Raw genomic sequence first — 14,170 nt, forward strand, 5'->3', positions numbered from 1 at the left:
GTTCAGACCTTATAAATGTGTGGTTGCGCCAGCGGCAGCGTAGTTCTGGTAACTGTTCATGGTTTTTGCGATCTGCGAAATCTTGCTGGCGTAATCCGGGTCGGTTGCATAACCGGCTTTTTGCAACTCGCGTACAAACTGTTCCGGGTTGTCGGCTGATTTCACAACTTCTTTATAGCGATCATGGCTTTGCAGCAGGGTCACGAGGTCGTGGAAGCTGTCCTGGTAGGAGCTGTAGGAACGGAACTGCGCCGTTTCCTTGACCATCGCCCTATCGCGAAACTCGCTGGTGATCGCACGGGCCTGGCCGCCCTGCCAACTCTGGCCAGCCTTGATGCCGAACAGGTTGTGGCTGCTGCTGCCGTCTTCGGCACGCATGACCGATTTGCCCCAACCGGTTTCCAGCGCTGCCTGGGCCACCAGGTACTTGGGATCGATGCCAATCCGTGCGGCGGCGGCCTTGGCCATCGGCAGCATGGTGGCAACGAATTCATCCTGGGAGCTGAAGGCTTTCTTCGCCGGTGCCAGCGGTGGCTGGGCAATGGCGCGGCCATACACCTGCATGCGCCCGCTCGGTATGGCAAAGGTGCGCGCACTGCTGTTGATGACGTTGTCATCGGCGGCACTGTTGCGCAGCGGCGCGGCCTTGGCCTCGACCTGGGTACTGGGCACGATGCCGGCAAGCAAACGGTCAGTCAGCTTGCTGGGCAAGGCGATACGGCGCTGGTTCATCAGCTCCATGTCGTTGCTGTGAGACGCAACGGCCCCGGCCTGCGGCTCGGCCACGCGATAGGCCCACAATGGACGCTGCCCATTGGAGCGCCCCAACGGGCCCTCAGCCTGGGTACCGGCAGCAATCTCGGTCGGCACATCGACTTTCCTCACCGGCCCATCCGCTGCCGGGCCTTGCAAGGTGGCGGCCTGGGCCTCCACCGGTTTGTTCTTTTGCATCTGGCGCATCAGCACGTCGGCCAGGCCGATACCACCGCCCTCGCGGGACATCGACACCGCCAGTTGCTGGTCGTACATTTCCTGGTACTGCTTGGCCGCCGGGGTGTTCAACGGGTTGTCCTTGCCCAGGGCATCGGTGGCCGAGCGCATGGACTTGAGCATCTCGTTCAAGAACAGCGATTCGAATTCCTGCGCCACCTTGCGCATGTTGCCTTCGCTGTTCTTGTCATCACCGACCTTCAGCTGGTTAAGCCGATTCAGGTCGGAGTAAGACCCCGAGTCCGCCGTGCTGCTGATGCCGCTCTTGCGCATATCCATGGCCATGGCCTCAGATCACGATCAGGTCGGCTTGCAAGGCGCCGGCCTGTTTCAAAGCTTCGAGGATAGCCATCAAGTCGCCGGGCGCTGCGCCCACCTGGTTCACCGCACGGACAATCTCATCCAGGGTGGTGCCGGGGCCGAACTTGAACATCGGCTTGGCTTCTTGCTGGGCATTTACCCGCGAGCGCGGGACCACGGCGGTCTGGCCGTTGGACAGCGGGCCCGGTTGGCTGACGATCGGGTCTTCGGTGATGGTCACCGTCAGGCTGCCGTGGGTCACCGCTGCCGGCGAGACCTTGACGTTCTGACCGATCACGATAGTGCCGGTACGCGAGTTGATGATGACTTTTGCCACCGCCTGGCCAGGGTCGACCTCCAGGTTTTCCAGGATCGACAGGTAGTCCACACGCTGGCTGGGGTCCAGTGGTGCGGTGACGCGAATCGAACCGCCGTCGATGGCCTGGGCCACACCTGGGCCGAGCATGTCGTTGATCTTGTCGACCACGCGCTTGGCAGTGGTGAAGTCGGAGCGATTGAGGTTCAGGGTCAGGCTGTTGCCCTGGTTGAAACCGCTCGGCACGGTGCGTTCAACCGTCGCGCCACCGGGAATGCGCCCGGCCGACGGTACGTTGACAGTGATCTTCGAACCATCGCGGCCTTCAGCATCAAACCCGCCGACCACCAGGTTGCCCTGAGCAATGGCGTAGACGTTGCCGTCGATACCTTTGAGCGGCGTCATCAGCAAGGTGCCGCCACGCAGGCTTTTGGAGTTGCCCATGGACGAAACAGTAATGTCCACCACCTGGCCCGGCTTGGCGAATGGCGGCAAATCGGCACTGATCGACACCGCGGCAACGTTCTTCAATTGCACGTTGCCCGAGCCTGGCGGCACTTTGATACCGAACTGGGACAGCATGTTGTTGAAGGTCTGCAGGGTGAACGGCGTCTGGGTGGTCTGGTCACCCGTGCCATTGAGCCCCACCACCAGGCCGTAGCCGATCAACTGGTTGGAGCGCACGCCGGAAATACTGGCGATATCTTTGAGCCGCTCGGCCTGGGCCACAGTGCTCAAGGCCAGCAAGAGCGCCGTCGCCATCAGCTGTTTGAAATTCAAAATGGCCACCTAGAAAGGGAACAGCGGGCTAAGGAAGAAACGATCGAACCAGCCCGGCTGGCTTGCATCAGCAAACGAACCCGTCCCCGAGTAGGTGATGCGCGCATCGGCAATGCGCGTCGACGGCACGGTGTTGTCGGTGGAAATATCATCGGCGCGGACCATCCCGGCAATGCGCACCAGCTCGTCGCCGGTGTTGAGGGTCATCCACTTTTCACCGCGTATGGCGATGATGCCGTTGGGCAATACGTCGGCCACGGTCACGGTGATCGAACCGGTCAGGCTGTTGCCCTGCCCCGCCGCACTCTTGCCGTTGGTGGCACGGTCGCCGCTGTAGCCGGCGTCCAGGCTCAGGTCACCACCGCCCAGCGGGTTGTTGGTGTTCAGGCCACCGCCGAACAGCGACGTCAGGCCGATGCTGGTCTTGCTGTTCTTGCCGATCTGCGAGTTGGCGTTCTTGCTGGCCTGGGTCTTCTCGTTGAGGGTGATGGTGATGATGTCACCGACCCGGAAGGCCTTGCGGTCGCTGTACAGGTTCTGTTCGAAACCAGCCTGGTAGATCGAGCCGTTATTGGCCGCCGCCGGCAGCGGCGTGCGTGGCAACACCGGCGCGTAGTACGGGTCATTGGGCTTTGGCGTTGGGGCGACACAGCCCGCGAGCACGGCGATCCCACTCAATGCCAAAACGGAAACATAGCGATTCATGACCCTTACCTCATGGTGTTGCAGGCGCCGTCAAGAGCGCCCCATAGACGTGATTACAGATTCTGCGTGACGAACGAGAGCATCTGGTCGGCGGTGGAAATCACCTTGGAGTTCATCTCGTAGGCGCGCTGGGTGGTGATCATGTTGACCATCTCCTCAACGGTGCTGACGTTGGAGGTTTCCAGGGTGCTTTGCAGCGTGGTGCCAAACCCGTTCAGGCCCGGGGTGCCGATTTGCGGCGCGCCGCTGGAGGCAGTTTCCAGGAACAGGTTATTGCCCATCGCTTGCAAGCCGGCCGGGTTGATGAAGTCGGCGGTTTGCAGGTTGCCGATCACTTGCGACGCCGGGTTGCCGGCCACAGTGATAGACACGGTGCCGTCGTTGCCCACGGTAAAGGTCTTGGCATCCGCCGGAACCACCACGGCCGGTTCCAGGGCGAAACCGTTGGCGGTGACGATCTGGCCGTTGGAGTCCAGGTGGAAAGTACCGTCGCGGGTGTAGGAGGTAGTCCCATCCGGTTGCAGGATCTGGAAGAAGCCACGGCCATTGATGGCCATGTCCAGCGGCTGGCCGGTTTGCTGCAGGTTACCGGCGCTGAAGTTTTTCTGGGTGCCGACGATCTGCACACCGGTACCCAATTGCAGGCCCGACGGCAATTCGCTGTCCTGGGTCGATTGGGCACCTGGCTGCTTCTTGATCTGATAGAGCAGGTCCTGGAACTCGGCGCGATCACGTTTGAAGCCCGTGGTCGACACGTTCGCCAGGTTGTTGGAAATGGTCGTCAGGTTGGTGTCCTGGGCGGACAGGCCTGTCTTGGCAACCCATAGAGCCGGAAGCATGCTGTTCTCCTTCGTGCGCCGGGTGGTGGGCGCTACGTTGCAAATTAGTTAATGGGCTTGAATCAGCTCATCTGCATGACGCGCGTCATGGCCTGGTCGTCTTCTTTAGCGCTGTTCATCATCTTGATGTGCAGCTCGAACTGCTTGGAAAGCGCCAGCACCGCGGTCATTTCTTCCACGGCATTGACGTTGCTCGCCTGCAGGAAGCCCGAAGTCAGCTTGACGTTCGCATCGGCCTGGGCTGGCTGACCATCCTTGGTGTGGATGGTGCCGTCCAGGCCCTTGGTCATGTTCTTGAGGTCGGGCTGGACCATCTTGATCCGGTCCACTTCCGCCATCACCCGCGGGCCTTCGCCCATGGCGCGGATGCTGATGGTGCCGTCGGCACCGACTTCGATTTTCTGCTGGGGCGGCACGGCAATCGGGCCACCGTTACCCATGATCGGCATACCATTGCCGGCACGCAGCACCCCCAGCGCATCCACGTTCATGCTCGCGCTGCGTACGTAGGCTTCGCCGCCATCGGGGGTTTGCACGGCCATCCAGCCGTCGCCGCTGACGGCCACATCCAGGTCGCGACCGGTTTCGATCATCGCGCCCGGGGAGAAGTCAGTGGCCGGCCGCTCGGTCATGGCAAATGCCCGCGCCGGAAAGCTGTCACCGAACACCGGCATCGAACGCGCCTGCTCCAGGTCGCGCTGGAAACCGTTGGTGGAAATGTTCGCCAGGTTGTTGGCATGGGCCTTCTGCGCCAGTGCATTCTGGCTGGCGCCGGTCATTGCCACATAAAGGTACTTGTCCACGCTCTTTCCTCTTTCTGACGGACGCTTGCCGCCCACCGCTGTACTGAGGAGGCTTAAGCAATTTGCGAACCAACTTTAAAAAAAACGAAGGAGCCCCCTGAATACGGGGGGTTGAGGGCTGGAGCGTCGAGCAGACCCACTCTCAAGAGTCGAAAAAACGGCGGACTTATGCCGCTTGCGGCAAGACCTGACGCCCGAAGCCCTCCCCATGCCTGAATTACGCCGGTGCGTCGCCATTTCAGCTTCCTGGGCCGCTCTTATCGAGGGAAATGTTGCGATGGGTTATTAATACACACGCGGTGACTACCAGACTTATTATTTCAAATTCACGTACAGCGAGTGAAACCCATCTTTATCAGGCGCTTGAGCATTTAGTTAATACATGTTTTTACGCTTGCTTTCTCGGACATCTCACGACACTTACACCCAATTAAAACGTCTCGACACACGCTTACAATTACTAAACAACGACAACTTGAACACACCCTACTGCCTGCGTAAATTCTGCCCATCGCAACATCACCACCCCGAGCATTTAAAGTTGCGTGTTTGCGACACACCTATCACTAACTACAGGATCAGTATCATGTCCACTATTTCACAAGTACCCACCCTGCCTTTCAGTGTTCCTTACTTCCCTACAAGAGCGGGTGGCAGACCGGACCATGATGTATACCGACCTAACTACCCATCGGCCGCGCCCCATTATCACGCGTGCACCCACGAGCACAGGGCCGATGTTTCAGACTATCGTCCTGACCGATACTTTCCAGAGATGCACCGTGCCAGGGACTATTACCCCGACCGACGCATCTCGGACATGCAACCAGACTGGGACTATCGCCCTGGCCGGGATTTGCCGCAAATGCGTCGCGACTGGGACTACCTTCCCGAGCGGCGCGTACCAGACATGCGCCGTGACTGGAACTACCCTACTGACAGGTATGCTGATCAGCGGCCAAGTTATCTTGTCTCTCCAAGGCTCGCAGACGAATACGCACCAATAAATCAACATTGGAACCCGGCCGTAAAGGCGCTGGATAAACTTATCGACACACTGCCACAGGCCATGATCCGTATGGACATGGATATCACCACCAAGGATCTGCTTGGCGGCAAATATGGGCCACTCTCCCCCAGTATTACCAAGGAACTGGGGAAACTGGATGAACATAGGGACTACCGGATGGTGACTCAGTTTAACGGATACGCATTGACCTACCTCTGGGCACCCGTCGACGGTGGCAGGCCTGTATTTATTGAACAGCCAGAAAACGGCTATATGACGCCAACGAGCGGTACGGATTTATTAAAGCTGTTGAATTCGAATTCCGAAGCCCAACAATTCAAGGATTACGGCGTAACTGCCAAGGACCTGAAAAACGGCAAGTACGGAAAACTCTCTCCCGAGATTCAAAAAAGTTTGAGCAACTTGGAACATGACAAGAACTACAGCCTGATTGAGCTCTTTAAAATTGACAACGAAAACACAACGCTGGCCTGGAGGGACAAAAGTACAGGCAAGATTGAAGAAATAGGCCAGTACAACATTGTCTACGGCTGACACACTGGACAGTTGTCAGATCGGACACTGCGTTCACAAGACGCAGTGTCCAGCATCGCGATACCCTTACTTGATCACCTTATAGTCGCGCAACTTATTCGCAATGGTGGTGTGCGATACACCCAAGCGCTTACCCAGTTGCCGGCTGCTTGGGTGCTCGGCGTAAAGGCTTTCCAACACGGCCTTTTCGAACCGCCCCACGATATCCTCCAAACCGCCTTCCAACGAAAAATCCCCAAGCGGCTGACGCACGCCGTAATCCGGCAGACGAATATGCTCGACCTTGACCGTGCCGCCCTCACACAACGATACCGCCTGAAACAACACGTTTTCCAACTGCCGCACATTGCCTGGCCAGTGGTAGTGGCTAAGACGCTCCATGGCAGCGGGCGCCAACTTGGGCAGCGGGCAACCGATCTGCCGACTGGCTTGGTCAAGAAAATGCTCGACCAAGGGCGCCAGGCCGTCCAGGCATTCACGCAAGGGTGGAATGTGCAGCGACAGCACGTTCAGTCGGTGATAGAGATCCTGGCGAAACTCACCCCGGGCGCAGAGTTCCGACAAGTCCACCTGGGTCGCACAGATCACCCGCACATCCAGATACACCTCTTCATCACTGCCGACCCGACGGAAACACCCATCCTGCAAGAAGCGCAGCAACTTCACCTGCAATCTCGCGCTCATTTCACCAACGCCATCAAGAAACAAGGTACCGCCCGCCGTCAACTCCAGCAGCCCGAGCTTGCCCTCCGCTCGCGCCCCCTCAAAAGCACCGGGGCCGTAGCCGAATAGTTCAGTCTCAGCCATCGACTCGGGCAACCCCGCACAATTGAGGGCCATCAAAGGCGACTGCCCTCGCGGGCTGGCCAGGTGACACGCACGGGCCAGCAGTTCTTTGCCGGTGCCGGTTTCGCCTTCTATTAATAGCGGCGCATCCAGCGGTGCCATGCGCCGTGCTTCGCGGACCACCGCAGCCATCACTTTGGAGCTTTGAAAGATGCTGTCAAAGCCGCGCAGCTCTTGCTTGCGCACGTTGTAGATGCGCTCACCCACACGGTCAGCGCGATGCAAGGTCAGCACGGCACCGGCCATGGCCTCACTGTCGTCATGCTCACTGGATTGCAGTGGGGCGATATCCGCCAAAAACACGTCACCTTTGACCTTGACCCGCAAGCCGTTGATCCGCGATTTGCTGGCACGCACCAGTTCCGGCAAATCGAAGTCCTCGGCATAGCGCGACAGTGGAATACCCGGCACCTCATCCACCCGCACACCGAGTAACTGTGCCGCTGCACGATTGGCAGCGACGATAGAACCGCCCATGTCGATGGACAGCACCGGAAATTCCAGGGCGCCGAGCAGCGCATTGAGTTCCATATGCCGCCGCTCGCTCGGCATCAGCCCCACCCTTTTGACGCCGAATACGCCGGCAATCGCCTCGAACTGCGGGCGCAATGCCTGGAATTGCATGTTCACCAGGTTCGGGCAAAACAGGTAGATGGCATTGCCATGCTCACCGCCGACCTCGCCCTTGGCGACGTTGACGCCGTACTCCACCAACAGGTTGAGGATGTCCCGCAGGATGCCGATGCGGTTCTGGCAGTGCACTTTGATACGCATGGAAAGGCTCGAAAAGTAGGGAGGCACCGCGTCTTTTTGCCGCTGGGCGCAGATAGTCGTCAAGATTATGTGACAGCGCGTCACCTTTTCACAGCCCAAGACACAGATAAGGCCTACACCCGTAACGAATACTTTACGAAAACGGGTAGTTTTTCCTACACACCCAGGCAAGACCGCGATGGAATCCGGCGCTGTTCGGGTTATCAATAGGTGCATCGCAGGACATAACAAGAACGAATGCCTAGCAGGAGAGCCGTATGAAGCAGACGCACTACGTGGCCCGCGAGCCCGATGCGCAAGGTTTTATCCATTACCCGCCAGAAGAACACGCGGTATGGAACACGCTGATCACTCGCCAACTCAAAGTGATCGAAGGCCGTGCCTGCCAGGAATACCTGGACGGCATCGACAAGCTCGGCCTGCCGTTGGATCGCATCCCCCAGTTGGGCGAAATCAACAAGGTGCTGGCCGAAACCACCGGCTGGCAAGTCGCGCGTGTACCCGCACTGATTCCCTTCCAGACCTTTTTTGAATTGCTCGCCAGCAAGCAATTTCCGGTGGCGACCTTTATTCGTACCCGTGAAGAGCTGGACTACCTGCAAGAACCGGATATTTTCCACGAGATATTTGGCCACTGCCCGCTGCTGACCAACCCGTGGTTCGCCGAATTCACCCACACCTACGGCAAGCTCGGCCTGGCGGCCACCAAGGAGCAACGGGTGTACCTGGCGCGCCTGTACTGGATGACCATCGAGTTCGGCCTGGTGGACACGCCCCAAGGGCGCCGCATCTACGGTGGCGGCATTCTGTCTTCGCCTAAAGAAAGCGTGTATTGCCTGTCGGATGAGCCCGAGCACCAAGCCTTCGATCCGCTGGAAGCGATGCGCACCCCTTATCGTATCGACATCCTGCAACCGCTGTACTTCGTATTGCCCGAACTCAAGCGCCTGTTCGACGTGGCGCAGGAAGACATCATGGGCATGGTCGAGCGCGGTATGGAATTGGGCTTGCACGCACCGAAATTCCCGCCAAAGCCCAAGGCTGCTTGAGCTGTGCCTTTTTAGGCCAGGTGAGTCTGTTCCCTGGCCGCGCGTTGCTTTAGGGTAACGCCACTGACCTTCAAACATTCGAATTCAGGACACCTCCCATGACCACCTTGAACCAAGCCCACTGCGAAGCCTGCCGCGCCGATGCCCCGCAAGTCAGCGATGAAGAACTGCCGGTGCTGCTCAAGCAGATCCCTGACTGGAACATCGAAGTGCGCGACGGCGTCATGCAGCTGGAAAAGGTCTTCCTGTTCAAGAACTTCAAGTTCGCCCTGGCCTTCACCAACGCCATGGGTGAAATCTCCGAAGCAGAAGGCCATCACCCTGGCCTGCTCACCGAATGGGGCAAAGTCACCGTGACTTGGTGGAGCCACTCCATCAAGGGCCTGCACCGCAACGACTTCATCATGGCTGCGCGCACCGACGAAGTGGCCAAGACTGCCGAGGGCCGCAAGTAATGCACTTCGATGCGATTGGCCGCGTGCCCGGTGACCCGATCCTCGGGCTGATGGACCTGTATGCCCAGGATGCCAACCCGAACAAGTTCGACCTGGGCGTGGGCGTGTATAAGGACGACCAGGGCCTGACGCCGATTCCCCACTCGGTGAAGCTGGCGGAACAGCGCCTGGTTGATACCCAGGTGACCAAGACCTACATCGGTGGCCATGGTGACGCGGCTTTCGGCACCCTGATCAGTGAGCTGGTGCTCGGTGCCGATTCGGCCTTGTTGCGCGAACGCCGCGCCGGCGCCACCCAGACCCCAGGCGGTACCGGCGCCCTGCGCCTGAGCGCTGACTTTATCGCCCAGAGCCTGCCTGGCCATGGCGTGTGGTTGAGCAACCCGACCTGGCCGATCCACGAGACCATTTTTGCCAAGGCCGGGCTTAAGGTCAGTCACTACCCTTACGTAGGCAGCGACAATCGCCTGGATGTGGCGGCGATGCTTGCGACCCTGTCCACGGTACCCAAGGGTGACGTGGTGCTGCTGCATGCCTGCTGCCATAACCCGACCGGCTTCGACCTGACCCAGGATGACTGGCGCCAGGTGTTGCAGATTGTGCGGGAACGCCAGTTGCTGCCGCTGATCGACTTTGCTTACCAGGGCTTTGGTGATGGCCTGGAGCAGGACGCGTGGGCGGTGCGCCTGTTTGCAGCCGAGTTGCCGGAAGTGCTGGTCACCAGTTCCTGCTCGAAGAACTTCGGTCTGTATCGCGACCGGGTCGGCGCACTGATCGTGTGTGCTGCGGATGCCGAAAAGCTCACCGATGTGCGCAGCCAACTGGCGAATATCGCCCGCAACCTGTGGTCGACGCCGCCGGATCATGGCGCTGCCGTGGTGGCGACCATCCTCGGTGATACCGAGCTGAAAAAACTGTGGAGCGAGGAAGTCGAGGCCATGCGCTCGCGGATCGCGCACTTGCGCTCCGGGTTGGTGGAAGCCTTGAAGCCCCATGGCTTGGCCGAGAAGTTTGCCCATATCGGCGCGCAGCGCGGGATGTTTTCCTATACCGGTTTGAGTGCCGAGCAGGTCAAGCAACTGCGCGAGGAGCACAGCGTGTATATGGTCAGTTCAGGCCGGGCCAACGTGGCCGGGGTGGATGCGACACGTTTGACGCTGCTGGCCCAAGCTATCGCCGACGTTTCCAACTGAAAACTGCGGGATCAAAAATGTGGGAGGGGGCACGCCCCCTCCCACATTTTTACCGAGGCGAGGCTTTTAGCCAGCGACCATTTCAGCCTTGAGCTGCGCCTCCCTGGCCTGGACGTCCGCCAACCGATACAACTCGATATGCCCATCCCAGTGCTCGATCAGCGCGGTGCACGATTCCACCCAATCCCCGCAATTGAGGTAATCCACCTCGCCCACTTTGCGAATCTCGGCATGGTGGATATGCCCGCACACCACCCCATGCAGTTCGCGCCTGGTGACTTCGTGGGCAATCGCTTCTTCGAAATCGCTGATAAAGCTCACGGCGGTTTTCACCTTGTGCTTCAGGTACGCCGACAGCGACCAGTAGCCATAACCATAGCGCGCGCGCCAATGGTTGAGCCAGCGGTTAAGCGTGAGGGTGAATTCGTAGGCCGAGTCGCCGAGGAACGCCAGCCAACGGTGATAACGGGTGATCACATCGAACTGGTCGCCATGGATCACCAATAGATGCCGACCGTCGGCGGTCACATGCACTGCCTCATCGACCAACTGGATATTGCCCAGGATCAGCTTGGAATAGCGTCGTAAAAATTCATCATGGTTGCCAGTGACGTAGATCACTTCGGTACCGCGCTTGGCCATGGTCAGCAAGCGACGGATCACGTTGGTGTGGGCCTGGGGCCAATACATGCCGCCGCGCATTTTCCAACCATCGATAATATCGCCCACCAGGTAGACTTTGTCGGCGTGGTAGCCCTTGAGAAACTGCGACAAGTGCTCGGCCTGGCAATCCCGGGTGCCTAGATGCACGTCGGAAATCCACAGGGTTCGCACCCGTTGTTTGCGGCTGGGCTGGGTGAACTCGGCATGGGTCATGGGCATCCCTCGACGCTGTTTTCGCGAGCTTGCGCCTTGGCGATTAATAGCCCATGACAGCTGTGCGTCAGTCTGATGACAGCGCTAAATGCCCGCAAAGCGTTGTAGACTGGCGCCTTGCCGCCCTGGAGATTGCGATGAGCCCGAGCCTCACGCTACGCCACTACCTCGAAGCCCCCATCGCCCACAGCCATGACCATGCGCAGTTGGTGTTCGGCCTGTCCGGGCACCTGGAGCTGGAAGTCGATGGCCGTGGCAGCCAAGTGCGCGAGAGCAGTGTGATGGTGCTGCCCTTCTCCACCCATCATGCCTGTGGCAGCCGCGATGGCAGCCGCTGCCTGGTGCTGGATGTGCCGACCGAGCATTGGGTGGTGCAATCCCTGGGCGAGCATGCCGATGCCAGTCGCCGCTTGCTGGGGCAACCGGCGCGACTGACGCTGGATCCGCGGCAAAGCCAACTGGTGCAGTGGCTGGCGCACAGCCCGGTGGACGACCCGCTGATCGTCCAGCAAGGTGCGGTGCTGTTACTGGCCAGCCTCAATCATCCCCAGGCTAAATCGCAGCCTGGCCGGCGCCTGCCTTATGCAGCGTTCAATGCCCATATCCAGCGCCATGCTGCGCGCCCGTTGCAGGTGGCCGACCTGGCGCGCATCGCCGGGCTTTCCGTGGCGCGCCTGCATGCACGCTTCATGGCCGAATGCGGGCAAACGCCGATGGATTATCTTCGCAGTCGTCGCCTGCATATGGCCCTGGAGCTTTTGCGCAGCACACCGGTGGCCATTGGTGAGATTGCCGAGCGCGTTGGCTATGCCTCGCAAAGCGCATTCAGTGCAGCCATGCTTCGCGAGTTTGGCGCCTCCCCTAGCGCCCTGCGTCGGGCCGACTGACAAGAGCCCTACGCTAAAAATCGCGAGGCCGGCGACAGACGCCCGCAAACCATGCCTCTAGACTGCGAGGCTGTTACCCCCGTTGCTTCAAGGATCGCAATGACTCCCCGTTCAGCCCTTGGCGCCCTGCATATCGGCGCATTGATGTTTGGCCTCACCGGCGTATTCGGCAAGCTGGCGGCGGCCTCCCCTGCCATCATCGTGTTTGGTCGCGCCGCGTTTGCTGTGCTCGCCCTGGCGGTGTTTGCCCGCTTTGCCAGCAACGCGCCCTGGAAGACACTGGAGATGCGCGACTGGCGCCGCCTGCTGGTCAGCGGTGTGTTGCTGGCCGCGCATTGGGTGACGTTCTTTATTGCCGTCAAAGTCGCCGGCGTGGCCGTGGCGACCCTGGGGTTTACCGCCTTTCCGGCCTTTACCGTGATCCTTGAAGGGTTGATCTTCCGCGAGCGCATTCGCGCCAATGAAGTGCTGCTAGTGGCCCTGGTCACCGTTGGCCTGGTGCTGGTGACCCCGGATTTCAACCTCGCCAGCGAGGCCACCAGCGGCCTACTGTGGGGGATCGCCTCGGGGCTGTTGTTCTCGTTGTTATCGCTGAACAATCGCGCCAGCTCCGGGCGCATTCCTGCGGTACAGGCCGCGCTGTGCCAGAACGTGGTGGTCGCGGCCTGCCTGCTGCCGGTGGCCGCACCAGGGCTGGCGGATGTACGTGGGATTGACTGGCTGTGGATCGGGTTGCTGGGAGTGTTTTGTACTGGTCTTGCCCATAGCCTGTTTGTCGCCAGCCTTGCCGTGATCAAGGCGCGCACCGCCTCGGTGGTGTTTGCCATGGAACCTGTCTACGGCATCACCGTGGCCTGGCTGTTGTTTGCCGAAACCCCGACCTTACGCATGTTGCTGGGCGGCGCCTTGATCATCCTCGCCATCGTGCTTTCCGGCCTGATGGGCAGCGCCAGCCAGGCCAAACAACCGGCAACCACAGCCTGATCTATACTTTAAACGTCCGCAACAGTCTGTAGTCGTTCAACGGATAAAGACTCCTCGACGACAGCCATGGTGCTTTCTGAAGTTGCTGCAAGCGAGTGGTCACCCCTCAATGCGATGCAGGAGTTTCATCATGGAAATGCTCATCAGCTTGCTGGTCCAGATCATCAGCGGTGCCGTCGGTGGCAACATCGCCGGCATGACCAAACAGAGCCTGGGGACAGGGCTCAATACCTTTCTCGGCGGAGTCGGCGGCTTGGTGCTGGGCCAGATTGTCGCCGCACTCACGGGCACCACCAGCGGCGAAGCGCTGGATGTTGCCGCGATCGGCAGCAATATTGTCGGCGGTGGCGTCGGTGGGTTGGTATTGACGTGGGCCGTCGGTTTTATCAAACAAAAGCTCGCTGCCAAGTAGCGGTAGGGTCACCGCCCCTCTGTGGCGGTGACTTTCATTGCGTACGATCGTTATGGCCCAGATCGCGCTGCGGGTCGATCTGGTCGCGTACCCGCTGTTTTAGTACCTTGGCCTCGGGAAAGCCGCCGTCGGCTTTGCGTTCCCAGATCTGCACGCCATCACAGGTGATGCGAAAGGCGCCACCGGTGGCCGGCTCCAGCGCCACGCGCCCCAGATCATCGGCAAATGTACTGAGCAACTCCTGGGCCAGCCACGCGGCGCGCAGCAACCACTGGCACTGGGTGCAATAAGTGATAACGATCTCGGGTTTGCTTGCAGACATAATTTAAGCGGCTCCTGACATGACGGGCCCAGCGAATCGAGTGGCTATAATAGCGGCCTTTATCGCCCAGCCTCG

General features: G+C 59.7%; 15 protein-coding genes. 7 read left to right on the top strand and 8 right to left on the bottom strand.

Annotated elements, in window-relative coordinates; all coding sequences use genetic code 11:
• Positions 1-9: 9 nt before the first annotated feature.
• The 5 genes from flgJ to E4O97_RS06155 all read right to left on the bottom strand — a co-directional run bounded on the left by flgJ (position 10) and on the right by E4O97_RS06155 (position 4,733).
• Entirely contained in the window at positions 10-1,275 is a 1,266-nt protein-coding gene (gene flgJ / locus E4O97_RS06135) for a flagellar assembly peptidoglycan hydrolase FlgJ (protein ID WP_248160968.1), read from the bottom strand.
• 4 nt (positions 1,276-1,279) lie between these two features.
• On the bottom strand, positions 1,280-2,368 hold the full coding sequence (locus E4O97_RS06140; RefSeq protein ID WP_164699565.1) for a flagellar basal body P-ring protein FlgI: 1,089 nt from the start codon (positions 2,366-2,368) through the stop codon (positions 1,280-1,282).
• 27 nt (positions 2,369-2,395) lie between these two features.
• The gene (gene flgH, locus E4O97_RS06145; RefSeq protein ID WP_005790104.1) at positions 2,396-3,091 is read right to left on the bottom strand and encodes a flagellar basal body L-ring protein FlgH; all 696 of its coding nucleotides are present in this window, start codon (positions 3,089-3,091) and stop codon (positions 2,396-2,398) included.
• Between the two features lie 53 nt (positions 3,092-3,144).
• Positions 3,145-3,930, bottom strand: coding sequence for a flagellar basal-body rod protein FlgG (gene flgG / locus E4O97_RS06150; RefSeq protein WP_005790105.1), 786 nt, complete (start codon positions 3,928-3,930; stop codon positions 3,145-3,147).
• Positions 3,931-3,992: 62 nt separating this feature from the next.
• A complete protein-coding gene (locus E4O97_RS06155) occupies positions 3,993-4,733 on the bottom strand; it encodes a flagellar basal body rod protein FlgF (protein ID WP_032880052.1) in 741 nt (246 codons plus the stop codon).
• A 586-nt stretch (positions 4,734-5,319) separates the two neighbouring features.
• On the opposite strand from E4O97_RS06155, the gene E4O97_RS06160 reads away from it, so the two are divergent.
• Positions 5,320-6,297: a hypothetical protein gene (locus E4O97_RS06160; protein ID WP_216091910.1), complete on the top strand. Its 978-nt coding sequence runs from the start codon at positions 5,320-5,322 to the stop codon at positions 6,295-6,297.
• A 66-nt stretch (positions 6,298-6,363) separates the two neighbouring features.
• Here the strand turns inward: E4O97_RS06160 and E4O97_RS06165 are convergent, their stop codons facing one another.
• On the bottom strand, positions 6,364-7,917 hold the full coding sequence (locus E4O97_RS06165) for a sigma-54-dependent phenylalanine hydroxylase transcriptional regulator PhhR (RefSeq protein WP_005790109.1): 1,554 nt from the start codon (positions 7,915-7,917) through the stop codon (positions 6,364-6,366).
• A gap of 257 nt (positions 7,918-8,174) precedes the next feature.
• Here E4O97_RS06165 and phhA point away from each other — a divergent pair, with 257 nt between their 5' ends.
• The 3 genes from phhA (at position 8,175) to E4O97_RS06180 (ending at position 10,614) form a co-directional block, all read left to right on the top strand.
• Positions 8,175-8,966, top strand: coding sequence for a phenylalanine 4-monooxygenase (gene phhA / locus E4O97_RS06170; protein ID WP_043049667.1), 792 nt, complete (start codon positions 8,175-8,177; stop codon positions 8,964-8,966).
• Between the two features lie 98 nt (positions 8,967-9,064).
• Positions 9,065-9,421 carry a 4a-hydroxytetrahydrobiopterin dehydratase gene (locus E4O97_RS06175; protein WP_005790113.1) on the top strand — a complete coding sequence of 119 codons (357 nt, stop codon included), beginning with the start codon at positions 9,065-9,067 and terminating at the stop codon, positions 9,419-9,421.
• Positions 9,421-10,614, top strand: coding sequence for an amino acid aminotransferase (locus E4O97_RS06180; RefSeq protein ID WP_248160969.1), 1,194 nt, complete (start codon positions 9,421-9,423; stop codon positions 10,612-10,614). The genes E4O97_RS06175 and E4O97_RS06180 overlap by 1 nt, the downstream gene beginning before the upstream one ends.
• A gap of 66 nt (positions 10,615-10,680) precedes the next feature.
• Here the strand turns inward: E4O97_RS06180 and E4O97_RS06185 are convergent, their stop codons facing one another.
• Positions 10,681-11,490 (bottom strand): UDP-2,3-diacylglucosamine diphosphatase, encoded by an 810-nt coding sequence (locus E4O97_RS06185; protein WP_228308799.1) that lies wholly within the window; start codon positions 11,488-11,490, stop codon positions 10,681-10,683.
• A gap of 137 nt (positions 11,491-11,627) precedes the next feature.
• Between E4O97_RS06185 and E4O97_RS06190 the strand changes: the two genes are divergently transcribed.
• From E4O97_RS06190 to E4O97_RS06200, 3 genes are all read left to right on the top strand, one after another.
• Entirely contained in the window at positions 11,628-12,377 is a 750-nt protein-coding gene (locus tag E4O97_RS06190) for an AraC family transcriptional regulator (RefSeq protein WP_216091912.1), read from the top strand.
• 99 nt (positions 12,378-12,476) lie between these two features.
• Complete coding sequence (locus tag E4O97_RS06195; protein ID WP_032880046.1) at positions 12,477-13,361, top strand: DMT family transporter; 885 nt, start codon at positions 12,477-12,479, stop codon at positions 13,359-13,361.
• Positions 13,362-13,491: 130 nt separating this feature from the next.
• Positions 13,492-13,773 (top strand): hypothetical protein, encoded by a 282-nt coding sequence (locus tag E4O97_RS06200; protein WP_003193002.1) that lies wholly within the window; start codon positions 13,492-13,494, stop codon positions 13,771-13,773.
• Positions 13,774-13,807: 34 nt separating this feature from the next.
• On the opposite strand, the gene E4O97_RS06205 is transcribed toward E4O97_RS06200, so the two are convergent.
• Positions 13,808-14,095, bottom strand: coding sequence for a SelT/SelW/SelH family protein (locus E4O97_RS06205; protein WP_043049661.1), 288 nt, complete (start codon positions 14,093-14,095; stop codon positions 13,808-13,810).
• Positions 14,096-14,170: the final 75 nt, after the last annotated feature.

The organism is Pseudomonas sp. W15Feb34, assembly GCF_023127765.1.
Lineage (GTDB): Bacteria > Pseudomonadota > Gammaproteobacteria > Pseudomonadales > Pseudomonadaceae > Aquipseudomonas > Aquipseudomonas synxantha_A.

What these genes read in the sequence shown, in the direction of transcription:
- flgJ (WP_248160968.1), bottom strand. Translation starts at nt 1,275, where the DNA reads ATGGCCATGGATATGCGCAAGAGCGGCATCAGCAGCACGGCGGACTCG.
- E4O97_RS06140 (WP_164699565.1), bottom strand. Translation starts at nt 2,368, where the DNA reads ATGGCGACGGCGCTCTTGCTGGCCTTGAGCACTGTGGCCCAGGCCGAG.
- flgH (WP_005790104.1), bottom strand. Translation starts at nt 3,091, where the DNA reads ATGAATCGCTATGTTTCCGTTTTGGCATTGAGTGGGATCGCCGTGCTC.
- flgG (WP_005790105.1), bottom strand. Translation starts at nt 3,930, where the DNA reads ATGCTTCCGGCTCTATGGGTTGCCAAGACAGGCCTGTCCGCCCAGGAC.
- E4O97_RS06160 (WP_216091910.1), top strand. Translation starts at nt 5,320, where the DNA reads ATGTCCACTATTTCACAAGTACCCACCCTGCCTTTCAGTGTTCCTTAC.
- E4O97_RS06165 (WP_005790109.1), bottom strand. Translation starts at nt 7,917, where the DNA reads ATGCGTATCAAAGTGCACTGCCAGAACCGCATCGGCATCCTGCGGGAC.
- phhA (WP_043049667.1), top strand. Translation starts at nt 8,175, where the DNA reads ATGAAGCAGACGCACTACGTGGCCCGCGAGCCCGATGCGCAAGGTTTT.
- E4O97_RS06175 (WP_005790113.1), top strand. Translation starts at nt 9,065, where the DNA reads ATGACCACCTTGAACCAAGCCCACTGCGAAGCCTGCCGCGCCGATGCC.
- E4O97_RS06180 (WP_248160969.1), top strand. Translation starts at nt 9,421, where the DNA reads ATGCACTTCGATGCGATTGGCCGCGTGCCCGGTGACCCGATCCTCGGG.
- E4O97_RS06185 (WP_228308799.1), bottom strand. Translation starts at nt 11,490, where the DNA reads ATGACCCATGCCGAGTTCACCCAGCCCAGCCGCAAACAACGGGTGCGA.
- E4O97_RS06190 (WP_216091912.1), top strand. Translation starts at nt 11,628, where the DNA reads ATGAGCCCGAGCCTCACGCTACGCCACTACCTCGAAGCCCCCATCGCC.
- E4O97_RS06195 (WP_032880046.1), top strand. Translation starts at nt 12,477, where the DNA reads ATGACTCCCCGTTCAGCCCTTGGCGCCCTGCATATCGGCGCATTGATG.
- E4O97_RS06200 (WP_003193002.1), top strand. Translation starts at nt 13,492, where the DNA reads ATGGAAATGCTCATCAGCTTGCTGGTCCAGATCATCAGCGGTGCCGTC.
- E4O97_RS06205 (WP_043049661.1), bottom strand. Translation starts at nt 14,095, where the DNA reads ATGTCTGCAAGCAAACCCGAGATCGTTATCACTTATTGCACCCAGTGC.